The organism is Roseburia faecis (assembly GCF_001406815.1).
In the GTDB taxonomy this organism is placed as follows: domain Bacteria; phylum Bacillota; class Clostridia; order Lachnospirales; family Lachnospiraceae; genus Roseburia; species Roseburia faecis.
Genome location: NZ_CVRR01000082.1, coordinates 105,689 through 122,966, shown reverse-complemented (window position 1 = coordinate 122,966; position 17,278 = coordinate 105,689). Strand labels below are relative to the sequence as shown.

Annotated in this window: 15 protein-coding genes and 2 pseudogenes; all 17 read right to left on the bottom strand. The window is 41.7% G+C overall.

Annotation, left to right across the window (positions count from 1 at the left end):
- The coding region (locus M72_RS15545; RefSeq protein WP_176694801.1) for a saccharopine dehydrogenase family protein at positions 1-705 on the bottom strand (705 nt) is incomplete at its 3' end.
- A gap of 25 nt (positions 706-730) precedes the next feature.
- On the bottom strand, positions 731-1,588 hold the full coding sequence (speE, locus tag M72_RS15540) for a polyamine aminopropyltransferase (protein WP_022046124.1): 858 nt from the start codon (positions 1,586-1,588) through the stop codon (positions 731-733).
- Positions 1,589-1,609: 21 nt separating this feature from the next.
- Entirely contained in the window at positions 1,610-3,058 is a 1,449-nt protein-coding gene (locus tag M72_RS15535; protein WP_022046125.1) for an aminotransferase class I/II-fold pyridoxal phosphate-dependent enzyme, read from the bottom strand.
- A gap of 252 nt (positions 3,059-3,310) precedes the next feature.
- A complete protein-coding gene (locus tag M72_RS17265) occupies positions 3,311-3,430 on the bottom strand; it encodes a recombinase family protein (protein ID WP_176694800.1) in 120 nt (39 codons plus the stop codon).
- Positions 3,427-3,549, bottom strand: coding sequence for a helix-turn-helix domain-containing protein (locus M72_RS18150; protein ID WP_261291852.1), 123 nt, complete (start codon positions 3,547-3,549; stop codon positions 3,427-3,429). Before M72_RS18150 ends, M72_RS17265 begins: the two co-directional genes overlap by 4 nt.
- Positions 3,550-3,579: 30 nt before the next feature.
- Complete coding sequence (locus M72_RS15530; protein WP_261291851.1) at positions 3,580-6,156, bottom strand: ABC transporter permease; 2,577 nt, start codon at positions 6,154-6,156, stop codon at positions 3,580-3,582.
- A complete protein-coding gene (locus tag M72_RS15525) occupies positions 6,143-6,823 on the bottom strand; it encodes an ABC transporter ATP-binding protein (protein WP_055068853.1) in 681 nt (226 codons plus the stop codon). The genes M72_RS15530 and M72_RS15525 overlap by 14 nt, the downstream gene beginning before the upstream one ends.
- 98 nt (positions 6,824-6,921) lie before the next feature.
- Positions 6,922-7,830, bottom strand: a complete 909-nt coding sequence (locus M72_RS15520; RefSeq protein ID WP_055068852.1) for a sensor histidine kinase — start codon at positions 7,828-7,830, stop codon at positions 6,922-6,924.
- Entirely contained in the window at positions 7,827-8,510 is a 684-nt protein-coding gene (locus M72_RS15515) for a response regulator transcription factor (protein ID WP_055068851.1), read from the bottom strand. Before M72_RS15515 ends, M72_RS15520 begins: the two co-directional genes overlap by 4 nt.
- A gap of 286 nt (positions 8,511-8,796) precedes the next feature.
- Complete coding sequence (locus M72_RS15510) at positions 8,797-10,293, bottom strand: glycoside hydrolase family 43 protein (RefSeq protein WP_055068850.1); 1,497 nt, start codon at positions 10,291-10,293, stop codon at positions 8,797-8,799.
- Positions 10,294-10,396: 103 nt separating this feature from the next.
- Positions 10,397-11,662 (bottom strand): glycoside hydrolase family 27 protein, encoded by a 1,266-nt coding sequence (locus tag M72_RS15505; RefSeq protein ID WP_055068849.1) that lies wholly within the window; start codon positions 11,660-11,662, stop codon positions 10,397-10,399.
- 26 nt (positions 11,663-11,688) lie between these two features.
- A pseudogene (locus M72_RS15500) lies at positions 11,689-12,057 on the bottom strand (class II aldolase/adducin family protein); the annotation flags it as partial.
- 76 nt (positions 12,058-12,133) lie between these two features.
- Positions 12,134-12,340 (bottom strand): annotated as a pseudogene (locus tag M72_RS16610) (integrase core domain-containing protein); the annotation flags it as partial.
- A 271-nt stretch (positions 12,341-12,611) separates the two neighbouring features.
- Positions 12,612-14,186 carry a 23S rRNA (uracil(1939)-C(5))-methyltransferase RlmD gene (gene rlmD, locus M72_RS15495; protein WP_082413939.1) on the bottom strand — a complete coding sequence of 525 codons (1,575 nt, stop codon included), beginning with the start codon at positions 14,184-14,186 and terminating at the stop codon, positions 12,612-12,614.
- A gap of 26 nt (positions 14,187-14,212) precedes the next feature.
- Positions 14,213-14,695 (bottom strand): GNAT family N-acetyltransferase, encoded by a 483-nt coding sequence (locus tag M72_RS15490; protein WP_055068848.1) that lies wholly within the window; start codon positions 14,693-14,695, stop codon positions 14,213-14,215.
- Between the two features lie 162 nt (positions 14,696-14,857).
- On the bottom strand, positions 14,858-15,070 hold the full coding sequence (locus M72_RS15485; RefSeq protein ID WP_022045509.1) for a FeoA family protein: 213 nt from the start codon (positions 15,068-15,070) through the stop codon (positions 14,858-14,860).
- 464 nt (positions 15,071-15,534) lie between these two features.
- Positions 15,535-16,752, bottom strand: coding sequence for a class I SAM-dependent rRNA methyltransferase (locus tag M72_RS15480; protein ID WP_055068858.1), 1,218 nt, complete (start codon positions 16,750-16,752; stop codon positions 15,535-15,537).
- Between the last annotated feature and the right edge of the window lie 526 nt (positions 16,753-17,278).

The window sequence follows — 17,278 nt, the reverse complement described above, 5'->3', positions numbered from 1 at the left end:
ATCCTGCCCCCGCCACTCCATCGGCTCGGTTTCTACCCAGTGCCCATCCGTCCAGTAGGAACCGTTAGCGGATACCTCCCGAAGATTTATCTCCGGATTAAAGTTTGTGGCAAACGGATATCCATGATCTCCGCCATTACAGTCAAGTATATCAATGGTGTGGATTTCATCAAAATAATGTTTCTGCGCATATGCCGTAAATACCGATGTGACACCAGGGTCAAACCCGCTTCCAAGAATTGCGGTAAGTCCTGCCTCCTTGAATTTTTCCTGATAAGCCCACTGCCAGGAATAATCAAAGTAAGCAGTAAATCCCAGTTTTTTGCACCGCTTCTCATAAATTTCCCTCCACTGTGGATCTTGCGTATCCTCGCACTCGTAGTTTGCGGTATCAATATAGTCAACTCCACAGGCAAGACATGCATCCATAATCGTAAGATCCTGATAAGGGAGTGCCACATTGAGCACTGCATCCGGCCGGTACGAACGGATCAGTGTTTTTAATTCTTCCACGTTGTCCGCGTCAACCCTTGCCGTCTCAATTCTGGAAGCTGTTTTCCCTTCAAGTTTTGCCTTTAAATCGTCACATTTTGACAGGGTACGGCTTGCAATCATGATGTCCGTGAAAACTTCACTGTTCTGACAGCATTTTCTGATTGCCACCTGTGCAACACCGCCACATCCAATAATAAGTAATCTGCTCATTTTTATTCCTCCTGTATCATTTATTTTACCGGGTTTCTTCCTCTTCGAGTAAGTCCTCTACATATTTTGGAAGCATAAATGCCCCCCGGTGTAAATTTGTAGTATAGTACCATGTTTTCATTCCAAGTGCATCCCATCTTTCTGCATCAAGATCATTCAGCGGATGATACTTTTTAGAAGCGAATCCGAATAACCAGTACCCGGAAGGACAGGTCGGGATATGTGCCTGGTATACCCGGCTGATCGGGAATGACTTATAGACTTTTCTGTGCATTTTCCGGCATTCAGCCTCATCCTCGTCATAAAACGGGCTTCCATGCTGATACACCATGATTCCGTCCTCCCGGAGAGCTTTATAACAGCTTCCGTAAAATTCTTTTGTAAAAAGTCCTTCCGTATGCCCCAATGGATCTGTTGAATCGTTGATGATCAGATCGTATTCATCATTTTTCCCGCGCAGAAATCTAAGCCCATCATCATAATACATTGAAATTCTGGGATCCTCTAATCCACATGCCACCTCCGGGAAAAATTTTCTGCATACATCAACAAACATTTTATCGGTTTCTACCACGTCAATCTTTTCAACAAACGGGTATTTTATGAGTTCTTTCGCCACACCCCCATCCCCGCCACCGATAATCAGAATTTTTTTTGCATTGGGATGGACTGCCATCGGCACATGGGTCACCATTTCATCATATATAAATTCATCTGCATCGGAAAAAACAATTTCACCATCCAATGCTGCCATTTTTCCAAATTCATAGGATTTAAATACATCTATCTTCTGATATTCACTTTTCCCCGAAAAAAGCTGCTCCTCTATCCGGACATCCAGTTTTACATTAACTGTATGATATTCCGAAAACCACATTTGCATATCTTTACCTCCTGTTGCCACTCATGCCAGTACCTGAAGATATTCCACTGCCGGATCTTCGGTTCCCTGCATAGAGCATCCTTTTTCTTTTGCATACAGAATATATTCCGCAATCTCTTTTGTAATCCGTTCCCCCGGGGCAAGAATCGGAATCCCCGGTGGGTAGCACATGACAAACTCTCCACTGATGCATCCCACGGAATCTTTTATACTTAGCGATTTTTTTTCTGCATAAAAAGCTTTCTGCGGAGATACCGCCACCTCCGGATTGATATATTCCCCGGACAAAAGCCCCGTCCTGTCCCTGCTGTATAACCTCTTGATATCCTGCAATGCCCCTACGAGTCTCTCAATATCCTGAATTCTGTCACCAATGGAAATATACGCAAGGATATTACAGATATCACCGAATTCGATCTGTATGTCATATTCATCCCGGAGCAGGTCATATACTTCTATTCCGGCAAGCCCGATATCCAGTGTATAAACGGACAGCTTGGTGACATCGTAATCGTAAATGCTGGTTCCATTTACCAGATCACGCCCATAGGCATAGTAACCGCCAATAGAATTGATTTCATTTCTGGCATATTCTGCCATTTTTGCAACTCTGGCAAAAGATTCTCTTCCCCGCAACGCAAGATTTCTTCTTGAAATATCAAGACTCGATAAAAGGAGATACGATGCACTGGTTGTCTGTGTCAGATTGATAATCTGCCTGACATGATCTGCTTTTACCGCTTTCCCGGTAAGAAGGATGGAGCTTTGTGTAAGGCTTCCCCCGGATTTGTGCATGGAGATGGCAGACATGTCTGCGCCTGCTGCCATACCACATACCGGAAGGTTTTCCCCAAAATACAGATGCGTCCCATGTGCTTCATCTGTAAGCACCTTGATTCCTCTGGAATGAGCAAGTTTTACGATTGCCCGGAGGTCTGAACATATCCCGTAATACGTCGGATTGTTTACCAGAACCGCTTTTGCATCCGGGTTGTCCTCAATCGCCCTGGCAACCTGGTCTATTTCCATTCCGAGAGAAATCCCAAGTTTCGCATTCATCTCCGGATTCACATAAACCGGAACTGCCCCACAGAGCACCAGTGCATTAAGTGCACTTTTATGGACATTTCTCGGTAATATAATTTTATCGCCCGCCTTACAGGTTGACAATATCATTGCCTGCACTGCCGATGTCGTTCCCCCAACCATGAGGAATGCATTTTCTGCGCCAAATGCATCTGCCGTCAGTTCTTCTGCTTCGCGGATAACAGAAACCGGATGGCACAAATTATCCAGTGGTTTCATGGAATTTACGTCCAGTTCCACGCACTTTTGTCCAAGCAGCTGTACCAGTTCCGGATTTCCCCTGCCTCTTTTGTGCCCAGGCACGTCAAATGGAACCACTCTTCTTTTTTTAAATTCCTCAAGTGCCTCATAAATTGGAGCTTTCTGCTGTCTATTAATATCCATTTACTACTCCTAACTCCTTACTGAAAAATAACAGGAGCCTCCAAGTCATTTTAACTCAAAGGCTCTTTTTCTTACATAACTTTATGCAAGTGCAGGTTCTTTTCCTGCAATAATCGCTTTCACTTCATTTTTCAATTCTGTATTCACTGGTCTTTCTCCTTTTTGTAACAAATATTGTCGTCCCCCAAAAGGCATCTGACCGCATCTATATTATAACTTACACATTTCTTTTATACAATCAATTTTTTTGCATTATAATCCATGATTGTTCAGATAATTTGCCACACCATTGATTCCATCATTGGTATGAATATACCTGTCAAAAACCATTTGAATAATTTTCACTTCATCCTCTGCCGTCTTCAATATCATTCAGCATCCGCATAAATTCCTGACGACCTTTTATATTCTTTATACCTATAAATCGTCCGCTCACTGACATTGTTCCGCTTCGCAATCTCCACCATCGTCATACCGCTCTTCTTTAATATACTTCCATACGCCTGATTTATATATTGTTATTATTCCTTACGAATTCTTTCAACTACACTTTCCTGACTCATCTTTTTAAACTGATACTTTGGAATCGCATATGCAATTCCACTTAATATCGGAACCATAAGCAGGCACGGCACGATTGTAAGATGCATCTGAAAGAAAAATGCCGTACCGAGTGTATTTGCTAAAATCTTCTCTGCCCCAAACACAACTAATAATACTGCAATCATAAATGCGCCTCCCAAATATAGGAATCCCTCAGCCACTAGCATTTTCGATATCTGTTTTTTCGTCATTCCAACAACTTCCAAAAGTGCCAGTTCTTTTTTTCTGCTAATTACAGAAGTTGCTGTTGTATTAAAGAAATTCATAATGCCAATAAAGGCTAAAATAACGACAAGAAAACTACCGATCATATAATATTTACTGACAAACCGCCTAAAGCTCGCCTTCATATCCAATACAGAAAAAACATTGATCATATCATTTTCTTTCAAAATATTTTCATCAATGTATTCTTTTATCTTCTTGTCCTCGCCCTTCTTTGCATCGATGGCGGCATACATGGCTGATTCATTTCCCGTCTGGGTAATATACTCATCTTCTGGAACTAATACCGTAATATAGATAAGGTCTGCATACGGATAATCCAATGCATATGGCATCAGTGCTTCTCCAATGACTTCGTAATCTTTTTGGTTTCCATTTTTGTACTCCATCTGAAAAACATCCCCAGTCTGATAATAAGAAACCGGATGCTCTGCATATTTATCACCATAATCTACAAGCACATAATTTCCGCTTTTAAATGTATCCCAAGAGCATTTTTCCCCTCTCCATTCTAATTTGTCAAACACCGACTCGCTGATTCCGAGAAAATGAACACTTACTGTATTGGAAGCCTTTGCATCTTCCCAAACCTGTTCTTCATAATCGGTCCAGTTTTTTTCATATTTATCTGCGAATGCTTCCCATGTTTCCAGAAGTTCCGGCTCCATCTTGTGGGTTTCCTCAGAATAATACACATATCCTGTCTTAGCACTATCAGGACATTCGTCCAAAATCTCTTTGATTTCAGGTGTAATACCGTTGAAATTCGTATTTGACAAACTTCCCGTCATCTGATCCAGTTGAAAATCGGAAGCTAAAAACACTTTTCGGTAAGAATCAAAATCATATCCCTGCACCAACATCACGATACAGTTGACAACCACCATAGAAAGAGCGATAGAAAGCATAACAATCAATCCCTTTTTCCAATTTCGTAACACATTTTGAACTGCCATCCCCCACCAGGTTACAGAAGTATTCTTTTTTATTTTCCTATGTGACTGCTCTCCTTCTGCCAAACGCAGAGCTTCCACAGGCGAAACTCTTTCCACCATTTTACAAGCCTGCAGACTGGAGAGATACACCGTTAAAAGCGTTAAAAGTATCGCTGCAAGGAAAATCAAAGGATTTGCTGATACTACTGTCTGAGCCGTTTTTCCTGCCTGTGCACTAATTTGGGCATCTGCAGTCAAGGACGGAGCCATACAAAGACCTGCAAGATAACCGAAGATCAATCCGATTGGAATCCCCACTGCTGACAATTTCCATGCCTGCATACGTACAATTTTCTTCAACTGCTTTCCCGTTGTCCCCACATTCTTTAACAATCCGTAAGCCCGGATATCCGTTTTCACAGAAATGTTAAAAATATTATAAATAATTAAGTAACCAGCCAATATCACAAACAGTACCATTACAATAAAGGAAGTGAATGAAAATGAATCCTCTTCAAAAAGATTATATGCCGGATTGATCTCCAATCCTGTCCCTGCTTTCGTAAATCCTGCTGTCTTAGATATATTTTCTGTTTTCTTTTCCAGATTCCAAAGATTCTTGTACCAGACAGAATACTCTTTCCCTCCATTGTAGATGCCATTTTCTAATTCTTCCTGCGTAACGGGATAACGATTCTCCTTTGCATAGGCTTCGGATACCCAGACCATCTGACCTAAAACAGCTTTATCCCCCTGCCAGAATCCACATATCTGAAACGTATCTGTCTTATATTGTTTCAGCATCGGATTTACTTCCCACGTCAGCGTGACTTCTTCCCCAATCTTTGGTGTAACTCCCAGTGCTTCCAGTACCAAGCTGCTGACTGCTACTTCATTTTCCTTCTCTGGCAGTCTTCCTGTAGTTGGCAGACAATTAAAGCTTTCTGCCATATTTTCATCTGCATATCGGACCTCTACGGAAAATCCAAACCGTTCGTCCATTCCAGCTCCCAGAAAAATACCGGAACCATATCGTTCCACATCTTCATCCTGTTCTATTGTTTTTTGCAATCTCTCCGCATCTTCTTCTGACAAATTCTGCGCAATAGCATGGGATGAATCCATAAATTGCTTAATTTCCGTTGCTCTTTTGGAAAGTATCATGGATACACTCCCCACAAAGAGGCTTGTAAATAACAGTGATGTCAACATGATTGCAATAACAGCAATAATATTTCTTGCTCGGTTCATTTTCATAAAACGTTTCGTCAATAATCGTAACGTTTCTTTATTCTCTACTTTTACCATATAAACGCCCTCACTATACCAAACCACTGTCTGAAACAATTTTTCCGTCTTCTATCTGTAAAATCCGGTCTGCCATCTGGGCAATCTCTTCATTATGGGTAATCATAACGATGGTCTGGTGAAAACGCTTACTGGTTACTTTCAGAAGCCCTAATACATCCTGACTTGTTTTCGAATCCAAATTTCCAGTCGGCTCGTCAGCGAGCAAAATGGCTGGTTTTGCAGCTAAAGCCCTTGCAATTGCCACTCTCTGTTGCTGTCCACCGGATAGAGCGCTTGGCAGGTTTTCCAATTTTGTCCGAATACCCAGTGTATCAATAATTTCATCTACATAACCTTTTTCTACCTTTTTTCCATCCAGTTTCACAGGAAGAACAATATTTTCCCATACATTCAACATCGGAACCAAGTTATACTGTTGAAATACAAATCCAATATTTCTACGCCTAAAAATAGTAAGCTTTTCATCTGTCATATGGCTTAAATTCTGTCCGTCAACAATGACCTGACCGGATGTTGGATTATCTAATCCTCCAATCATATGAAGCATCGTAGACTTTCCGCTCCCAGAAGTTCCAACAATCGCTACAAACTCCCCCTTTTCCACTTCTAAATTTACACCATCAAGGGCTTTGACTTCTGTTTCTCCTTGTCCATATATTTTTCTTAAATTCACTGCTTTTAATATATTCATGCCATCCTCCCATCAAAAAAGTCTGTATTGATCTTTACAATACAGACTTTATCATAACAATGTCTCCATCTGGTTTCTGAAATATCACAGTTTTGATACTATTCCTTCTTTGCTATCGGAAGAAACACAGAAAAGGTAGAGCCCTTTTCTCTCTCTGATGTCACTTTTATATACCCCTTTTGTGCCTGAATGATCTCTCTTGCAAGGAATAAGCCAATTCCTACTCCTGGCTGGTCTGCCACTGACAGACTCCGATAAAACCGTCCAAATATCTTTGGTATTTCTTCTTTTTCTATTCCAATGCCATCATCAATGATATCAATCTTTACAAAGAAAGAATTCTGCTCGGCTTTTACCTGAACATTTCCCCCACATGCTGTGTATTTAATCGCATTATCTACAATATTTCCGAGTGCCTCCACGGTCCATTTTGGATCACATCGAACATGCAAATCCGTGTCACATAGGCTCAGAGTAATATTCTTCTCCCTTACTTTTACGTTAAACTGCTGCTGTACGGATGCAAACATCTGTGCAATAGTAGTATCCTCCGAATGTACTGCGATAATTCCACTCTCCATCCGTGACAATTTGACCAATGATTGTATCAGGAAATCTAATTTCTCTGTCTGCTCCAAAATGGTAGCTATCTCCTCCTGATTTTCATGATTTGTTTCAGAGAGTATTTCACCATAAATTTTCAAATTTGAAATAGGAGTCAAGGTCTGATGCGCAATGTCGGAAATAAGTTTCTGTATCACTTCTTTTTGTTCCTGTTGGTTCTTTCTTGCCAGAAAGCTACTGTCTAAATGTTGTTTCATGCTGTTTTCAAGAGCAGAATACTTTTCTTCTGATATTTCTGTCCGTTCCAGTTCTCCATCTATAGCACAATCCAGCATTTGCTGCAGCCGGTTCAAAAGCTTTTTTTCTTTCTGATAAAAAATGCTATGCCAAAAGATTCCACTTAAAACAAATATTCCTACAATCAATATAATTAGTTCTATCATCCATTCACCGCCCAGGTATAACCAATTCCATAGACTGTCTTGATATATTCAGGCTTCTGCGTATCATCTTCTAATTTGTCCCTGAGGCGTTTGACTGCAACAGTCAGAGCATGAGCATCCACAAACTCTGTATCTCCCTGCCATACCTCGTCAATCAGATATTCCCGTTTCAATACTTTTCCTCTGTTTTCACACAGCACTCTAAGGAGCTTTTGATCTGTCTTACTAAGTTCAATAGGTTCTCCATCTTTGAAAAATTCCATTTTATCGAAATAGAACTCAAATCCATCAAGCTCCATAGAATTTTTAGCTGCTGCCTCTTTATTTCTAAGCTGCACAGACACTCTTGCACGCAAAACCATCAAACTAAACGGTTTCGTAATATAATCATTTGCCCCAGCTTCCAATCCTGTTACAATATCTACTTCCATGTTATTTACTGTAAGCAGAATAATCGGCACCTGACTATTTTTCCTTATTTCTCTTACAAAATCAATCCCATTCCCATCCGGCAAATTCACATCTAATAAAACCAATGTGATATCTTCCTTTTTCAAGATTTCTCTAGCTTCCTGCAAAGTTCTGCACTGATAAAAGAAATAAGCATCATTCTTTAAAGCCAGACGGATTCCATCATTTAATTTTTTGTCATCTTCAACAATCAGTAACTTTTCACTCATATTTTCTCTGCTTTCTTTCAAATTACGCTAATTGTATCATTGCCAGTTTTATAAATCAAATCATTAAGTCAAAAGCTCCGACAGAATTTATCTTATAAACAGCAAAAAGCTCCCGAAGGAGCTTTCTACGCTTTAAATATACACTAATTCTTTCAACACAATCTCTTCTGCATCATTCCATATTTGTTTTTCCTCTGCTTCACTATACAATACCGTTGTAAAAACCAATGTCCAAAGTAGGAAAAATTTGAGTAAATTCCGACACTTATTTTATGCAGTTCTATCTTTATGAGATTTCATCAACATCATAATACTTAAAATCCCGGAAGCAGGCACTTCCTCCTGTTTCCTCTGCCGCATAGCAGAACAGACCAAACCGGCAACCAGTAAAATGATCCAATTTGAAGTACAGCTTATGCACGGTTCCGATGGGTAGCCAGTCTCCCTTATTTACCCGGTAATAGCAGCGTGCTTCATCCTTCATGTTACAGAAATCTGCTTCAAGACGAAAATCCATCTGGTGTGATTCAACAACAGTTCCTTCCGTCATATCCAATATACCATCTTCTTTTTTATCCAGCATAAGGACTTCATATTTTCCATGACGTTTTGTAATGCCAACTGCAGCATAACAGCCCTGCAACGCACACAAACCTGCGACATCGCCCTCTTTCAATGCAGAAGCATCAACAGTAACCTCAGCTGCGCAGGACGGATAACTCATCCTTTGCGTAAGCGTATTTACTGCCTGTGTAAGCTCTGTACAAACTTCCCGTGTTGTAATTGTATAGGTTCCCTGCAATGCATCCAGATGATAGTACCGTGGATCTGGATCATGATTAAACTGCCAGCGCGGAAGCAGCCCATTACGGAAATCATCACTTCCCACTAATGGCTGATAAATATATCCTGGTCTGGTACTGTGAACCTCTATTTCTTCCGGCACATGTCCGTTCTGTCCAAAAAACGGAAAATGATCCTTCCAGGTAACCGGAAGCAGAATAGGAATCCGTCCAACTGCTCCGGAATCCTGAAACAGCATTGCATACCACTTTCCATCCGGCGTATCCACTATTCCTCCCTGTGCCACGCCCTGTCCACAATATCCACGATCATCACAAAGTACATCTCCACCCGTGAATTCTCCTTCCAGAGAATCACTGTAAAAGCATGCTTCCGTCCGCATCCAGCGGTCTCTCAGGGAATGAACCAGAAAAATATAATAATAGCCGTTTATTTTTTGAATATGAGAGCCCTCATAGCCTAGCTCCGGGTTCTTATGATCACTGACTAAAAGACGATGTAATCCGTCCTTCTTTGGTGCAGTCAAATCTTCATTCAATTCTGTAATCCAGATTTCATCATTTCCATATACAATATAGTTTCTGCCATCCTCATCAAATAATAAAGAGCCGTCATGATAAAAGCCTTCTATCAGCTGCTTTTTCCATGGACCATCTATTTTTTCCGAAGTATACAAATAAGTCTTACGGGTATCATTTGCCACAAAGCAGATATAAAATCGGCCTTCATGATAGCGCAGGGAAGCTGCCCACATGCCCTGTCCGTAAATATTCTGACCGCTTTTCAGTTGCTGCGCATCCGTATGATCCAACGTCTCATAGACATAAGTCACATGCTCCCAGTGCACCAGATCAAAAGACTGCAGAATCTCACAGCCCGGCATAAAGTGCATGGTTGTGGATACCATATAATAGGTGTCTTCTACGCGGATCACGTCCGGATCTGGATAATCCAATCTTGTTATAGGATTTACATTCATTGTTTATTCCTTTCTGTTTTATCTCCATATTCTTTCTTTGTTCTATTCTATTTTTACTATTTTATCTTTGTTTCTTATCTATACATTAACAGTAGTATGCTTTTTAGTTGTACGTAAAATGATATGCCCTAGCACCATGACTCTTTAATGACACACTAAGGCTCTTTTGCTCTTCCACGTGCTCTCCGCTCCAAAGCTCCGTTCCATTTACTCCATCATAAATCTCCAGATCGGCAAGCGGTATGGATATGTCACTGTCTTTATCACCCAGATTAAATACCGCGACATAATATCCACCCTTTGTATCTGCTGCAATCCACAATGCATGCTCTATACCATCGATTTCACGTCTCCACACCTGATGCGAATGCCGTGCATTTGCATGCATGGCAAGTATTTCAGAATTGGTTACCAGATTCATAGTGAATTCGTCAAACCCTGTCAGCTCTCCTCCCAGCATCAAAGGAGAACGCATGATACTCCAGAGTGTCAGCATGGTGATCTGCTCATCCTGTGTGAAATTCGTCCAGTTATTCACATCATATACCTGCCGTATCGGTCCGACCGGAAGCATATCGGCATCCGGCCAGTGCCCTGCACCTGCATGGGTGCACCATTTTTCTGCTCTTGAAAACATATCATATAACAGTTCCCACTTATCCCAGAAATCATCGGTGATTCTCCACATATTGGAAATCTGCTTATAAAGCTCTGCCTTTTCTAAAAGAGCAGGTCCCGGCGACAGACTTAAAACCATGGGTCTTCCGCAACCATGCAATGCTTTGCTCAGCATAATCAGTTCGGATTCCTCATGTGGCAGTTCCCGTGCAATATCATCACATTTAATAAAATCCACACCCCAGGAAGCATATAATTCAAAAATACTGTTATAGTATTCCCGTGCCCCGTCTTTCTCAGGATCTACACCATACATATCCGTATTCCAGGCACAGATACTGTTTGTTTTGGCAATTTCCCGGGCATGTCTGTCACTGTTCATGATTTTCGTGTTCTGATGTACAGCCTGGCGTGGAATCCCTCTCATAATATGAATGCCGAACTTCAATCCAAGAGAATGGACATATTCTGCCAATGGTCCAAAGCCCGCACCGTTTGCTGCGGAAGGAAAACGATTTACTGCGGGAAGCAGTCTTCCATACTCATCCATTACTACATCCGCAAAAGGATGATACTCATTGGTTGCAGCATAAGGCTCATACCATTGGATATCCACCACAATATATTCCCAACCGTACTCCTTCAGATGCTCAGCCATAAATTCAGCGTTCCGTCGTACGATATCTTCTGTAACAGCCGCTCCATAACAATCCCAGCTGTTCCACCCCATAGGTGCTGTTTTCATCTTCATCTGTTTTATACCCTCTCGATATCCTGTTAATTCTGTCCGTAATATGCATTTGCACCATGCTTGCGGAAATAATGCTTATCCTGTAATTCCTGCGGGGCAGGTGCTACCTGCGGATGAATCAGCTCGGTTCGATATGCCATCTTGGCAACCTCTTCAAGAACCACCGCATTGTGGATGGCCTCCTTTGCATCCTTGCCCCAGGAAAAAGGACCATGATTCTTGCACAACACTGCAGGAACTGCCATTACATCCTTCTTCATGCGTTTAAATTCCGAAACAATCAGGTGTCCGGTATTTTCTTCGTAAGCAGAGTTAATCTCTTCCTTCGTCAGACATCTCACACAGGGGATTTCTCCGTAGAAATAATCCGCATGAGTCGTACCATAACAGGGAATTGGATCTATGTCAATACTTTTGACACCAAAAGTTGAACTTTTCTCCCAGCATAACATATGCCGAGAGAATTATTTCTTAGGCTGCTAGAGCCTCATCTTCAACCTGTTGTGGTGTCTTGTAATCAATAGCACTATGGCGCCTTTTTCGGTTGTAGAATGACTCTATATATTCAAAGAGTGCTGATTTAGCCTCCTCAAATGTGTAATATGTAGTTGTGTATACTTCTTCCTTTTTTAATACAGAATGGAAGGATTCGATGCAGGCATTATCATAGGGGTTACCTGAAATTATGCCACACATATATAATTAAATTCTAACACTTAAATCATTGTTTGACTATTACTATATTGAAATCATCGACATTCATCCGCAGATCAGATAAGATAGATATCATTCATATCAGTCTTAATACTTCAGTATCATTACCTTGTCCCTTGAACACTTCCATATCAGTAAAAAGGACATCCCCTGACCTGTAAAATCTACAGTTCCGGAATGTCCTTTTTTCCATACTTCACTATATTTTTAACACATGATACTGCTTATCCACAATCTATATGATTCCAAAATGTCTAAATGCCTGCATAATCGCATCTTCCTTCTCCGGTGTACACTGTGGCTGTCTCGCATTCTCTGATTTAGCCGGATTGAAGTTCTCACCGACATCTAATCCACACTTCTTCTTAATCTGTGCGATATACAGTGATGAAACCTTCAGTCCTGTCTTTTCAAGTACATATGCCTTTATCTGCTCATAAGTTGCTTTTCCCTTAAATTCAGATAAATCCATATCCTCCAGGGAGAAGTCAACCTTCACTTTTCTGCTGTCGGCCATTCTCCGTTCCACTTCGGTGCGCGCTGAGCAAAGGTCCACCGGACCTTTAGCGCCCTTGGAAAGTAAGACAACCGTCTCCACATGTTTCGTAAACGGAAAAAGATCAAACGGTGTACACTCTTTCATCCGGTATCCATGCTTTGTCAGATACTTCAGATCCCGCGCCAGCGTTTCCGGACCACAGGATACATACACGACTTTATTCGGAGCCAGTCGCACTACAGAGGAAAGAAACGCCTCATCGCTTCCCGTACGCGGAGGATCCATAATGACCACATCCGCATGTTCTCCTTTTTCTGCCATCTCTACCATAAATTGTCCGGCATCTTCATTATAAAAAGTAACATTGTGAATATGATTGCGCTTTGCATTGGAGATAGCATCCTTTATCGCATCACGGTTTAACTCCACTCCGATCACATGCTTTGCGCGGCTGCTGGCAATCAACCCGATCGTGCCCGTACCGCAGTACGCATCGATCACAGTTTCTTTTCCCGTCAGTTTGGCACAGGAAATGGCTTTCCGGTAGAGTTTTTCTGTCTGCTGCGGATTTACCTGATAAAATGAAGTCGGTGAAATACGAAATGTGCATCCGCACAGTTCATCCTCAATAAATCCTTTTCCATAAACCGTAATATTGCGCTCCCCGAGCACCATGCTGGTCTTGCGGTCATTGACATTGATCACTACTGTACTGATCTCCGGGAACTTCTTCCGCAGTGCCTTGACAAAATTATTTTTGGATGGAAGGATCGGAGATACCAGTACAAGCACCACCATAATCTGTCCGCTGTGATAGCCCTTTCGCACCAGCACATGACGCAGCAGCCCATATCCGGTATCCTCATCATATGCACGAATCCGGAAAGAACGCATCATATTTTTGATTTCACGGATAATGGCATCTGCCTGTGCATCCTCGATCTGGCACTGCTCTACATCCACGATGTCATGCGAATGTTTCTCATATACGCCTGCCACAATATGTCCGCGTTTATTGCAGGAAAAAGCCGCCTGTACTTTATGCCGATAGTGGTATGGATCGTCCATCCCGATGATTGGATTGATCTTTCCAAACGGTTCCATGAGTTTGCGCATGTAACTCTGCTTTTTGGAAAGCTGCTGACTGTACAAAATTCCCTGATAGTCACATCCTCCGCATCTTTTTGCGTAAATGCAGTGTTCGCCTGTTTTTTGTATCTGGCTTATGTTCGGTTTTCTATCCGTTTCTCTTCCCCTGTTCCTCTCTTTTTTCATCTTCTGTCCCGTTGTTTTTTTCTGTCCTATTTGCATATTTTCCAACTTCCTGTACTTGATTTTTAAAGTTCTTTCTCGTAGCACCACCAGTCCTCGTCAAATAAATCGCTCTCTCCCACTACGTCAAAATGCAGTTTTTCATAAGAACGGAGCGCTTTTTTATTTGTCTTACACACGAGAAAATGTACACTCCTTTTCCCCTGTTTTTTCAATTCTTCCATGCCATGCTGCAGAAGCTGCCGGGCAATTCCCTGATTCTGCATATCGGTGCGTACCCCGAGTCTGGAAAGCTCCGCAGACGGCTGCAGTGTTTCTGACCAGCAGGTGAGTGCTTCCACCTGCGGATCTTCATCCACTGTGATCGTGCCAATGATTTCTCCATCTTCATTTTCCATACAAAAAAGAGCATTTCTTTTCATATCATAATCAAATTCCTGTTCTCCTGGATACCCATTGCCCCATGCGCAGTATGGAGTACCGATCAGCGACTGATACAGCGCAAGAATTTCTTCCTTATCGTCCTGCTTAGCTTTTCGAAACTTCATTTTTCCTCTTTTCATCCTTCGCTTTCGATTTTCTTTCTCAACTATGCCATAATGCTCTCTAAAATGCAAGTATACTGCCCTTTTCATTTTTTTACCCAAAACACCCCGGCAGCCGTTTTTATAACGGATACCGGGGTGTCTGTTTTCTATAGCCGGGTGTACTTATACCTGAATACGATCTGCAATCTCATTTCCCATGGCGAACCGTTCTCCATTGGCACCGATGATCAGCCCATTGGATAATTTCTGAATCACCTGTACGCTGCCACCTTCTTCTACATGATGGCGGTGCAGGAATTCTACAACTTCCGGTAATCCGAATAACCACTGAATGGTATAATTTTCACCAACTTTTGCTTTTGATAATGCCTGCATAATGCTCCCTCCTTCTATAGCTCCTCCATTCGGTTACCACTATTATATGGAGTTTATACCCGGTTAGTCAATCGAGAGCTTTCTCCTTTTATTATAACCGAAATAAGTCATCACTGATCTGAAAACATGACATGTTATAAATTATGAACCGTTTTACACTTTTCCTTGCATCAACTCATAAGATATGTTATATTATGCGTAGAAAAAGGGAAAGCCAGAGAAGCGGTTTACCCGAATATATTAAGTAACTGTTTTATCAACAGCCGTCATTATTCGCAGTAATGGCGGCTATTTTCGTTTTCCCTTGAAAATCGTGTAGCACAATCCAACAAGGGCGCAAATGAACTAAGAGGATTTGCTTATTTCGAGATATTTTTCTATAAAAGTGTGTCAAAAGGTGTGTCAGTCTTTTATTTCATATCAGAGAATTGTTCCGGAACCCCTATAAATAAGCATTCTTCGGATTATTTCTCATCCACCACCTGAAAAATAAAAAATTTAAGATAATAGCTCTCCGGCACATTCGCAGAATTTGCCCACAAAATCGGATGATCCGGTGCCTGCGTACGGAATTCCACCTGACGCAGCCGTTTGTGTGCCGCCTTTGCAGCTTCCTTCACCGTCTTTGCCAGCAGTTCCTGTGTCATAAAATGGGAACAGGAACAGGTTGCCAGGTATCCGCCGTCTTTTACCAGCTTTAACCCTTTCATATTGATCTCCCGATAACCTTTGATGGCATTCTTCGTGGCCTCACGGGATTTCGTAAATGCCGGCGGGTCGAGAATGACTACATCATACTTTTCTCCGGCTTCTGCCAGTTTCGGAAGCTCGTCCAGTACATTTGCACAGCGAAAATGTACCGTATCTTCCAGATGATTACGCACGGCATTGGCATTTGCCTGCTGCACCGCATATTCCGAAATATCAAGTCCCGTCACATCGGAAGCACCTGCGATTCCTGCATTCAGTGCAAACGTTCCCATATGTGTAAAACAGTCCAAAACTCTCTTTCCTTTACAGATCCGCTGCATTGCCAGCCGGTTATACTTCTGGTCCAGGAAAAAGCCCGTCTTCTGACCATTTACCACATCGACCAGATAGTGCACGCCATTTTCCGTGATCTCCACCTCTGTATCAAATGTTTCCCCAATAAATCCTTTCACCTTCGGAAGTCCTTCTTTCCTGCGCTCATTGGCGTCACTTCTCTCATAGACTCCACGGATAGAAATACCGTCCTCTTTCAGTACCCCTTTTAATAATGAAACGATTGTTTCCTTGAACTGCTCCATACCGAGTGCCAGACATTCCACCACCAGCACATCCTCATACTTGTCAACCACCAGTCCCGGCAAAAAATCCGCTTCCCCGAAAATCACACGACAGGAAGATGTATCCACCGTTGTCTTCCGGTATTCCCAGGCATTCTTTACACGCATACGAAGAAAATTCTCGTTAATCTCCTGATCCACATGACGGGTCAGCATGCGGATACGGATCTTCGAATTCTGATTGATAAATCCCTTTCCCATCGGATATCCGTCAAAATCATGTACCGTCACCACATCTCCATTGGTAAATGTCCCCACAATCGTATCAATCTCATTATCAAAAATCCATGCGCCACCCGCCTTGATCGTGCGGCCTTCTCCCTTTTTTAAAGTAACAATTGTATGATTCTCCATCTTCTTTTCCTTCCTGTAAATATTTTCTTCATAGAGATACCATGTGCGATGTCGAACATTTGAGGACATATACACAATATCTTCTTTTCGCTGTCCCAGCTTCGTTTTCGTTTGGGACATATACACAATATTTCTTCTTTTATGTCCCGGTTTCGTTTTCGTTTGGGACATATGCACAATATTTCTTCTTTTATGTCCCACTTTTATTTTCGTTCGGGACATATACATAATATCTGCACTTCTATATCCCATTTTTAACGCTTTCCGGGACATATCAGTGGAAACTTTTTCTATATATCCCACTCTGACTCTTCTTCGGGACTTTTCAACTTAAAAATCTTCCATATATCCCTGCCCTGTCTATCTTAGAATTTTTTCTCTCAAATATCTTCTATATGCCCTCTCCCTGTCTACCTCAGGACTTTTTCCCTTAAAGTGTACCACAGAATAATTACGTTTTCCAGCACTCCCCATTGTTTTTGAAATCCATAAATGTTATAATGTTGTTAATAAATTAACGAAGTTG

Coding starts and splice junctions, on each gene's coding strand:
- speE (WP_022046124.1), bottom strand. CDS start 1,588: ATGCAAATGTGGTTTTCGGAATATCATACAGTTAATGTAAAACTGGAT.
- M72_RS15535 (WP_022046125.1), bottom strand. CDS start 3,058: ATGGATATTAATAGACAGCAGAAAGCTCCAATTTATGAGGCACTTGAG.
- M72_RS17265 (WP_176694800.1), bottom strand. CDS start 3,430: ATGATATTGAAGACGGCAGAGGATGAAGTGAAAATTATTCAAATGGTT.
- M72_RS15525 (WP_055068853.1), bottom strand. CDS start 6,823: ATGAATATATTAAAAGCAGTGAATTTAAGAAAAATATATGGACAAGGA.
- M72_RS15520 (WP_055068852.1), bottom strand. CDS start 7,830: ATGATAGAACTAATTATATTGATTGTAGGAATATTTGTTTTAAGTGGA.
- M72_RS15515 (WP_055068851.1), bottom strand. CDS start 8,510: ATGAGTGAAAAGTTACTGATTGTTGAAGATGACAAAAAATTAAATGAT.
- M72_RS15510 (WP_055068850.1), bottom strand. CDS start 10,293: ATGAATGTAAATCCTATAACAAGATTGGATTATCCAGATCCGGACGTG.
- M72_RS15505 (WP_055068849.1), bottom strand. CDS start 11,662: ATGAAGATGAAAACAGCACCTATGGGGTGGAACAGCTGGGATTGTTAT.
- rlmD (WP_082413939.1), bottom strand. CDS start 14,186: ATGCAAATAGGACAGAAAAAAACAACGGGACAGAAGATGAAAAAAGAG.
- M72_RS15490 (WP_055068848.1), bottom strand. CDS start 14,695: ATGAAGTTTCGAAAAGCTAAGCAGGACGATAAGGAAGAAATTCTTGCG.
- M72_RS15485 (WP_022045509.1), bottom strand. CDS start 15,070: ATGCAGGCATTATCAAAAGCAAAAGTTGGTGAAAATTATACCATTCAG.
- M72_RS15480 (WP_055068858.1), bottom strand. CDS start 16,752: ATGGAGAATCATACAATTGTTACTTTAAAAAAGGGAGAAGGCCGCACG.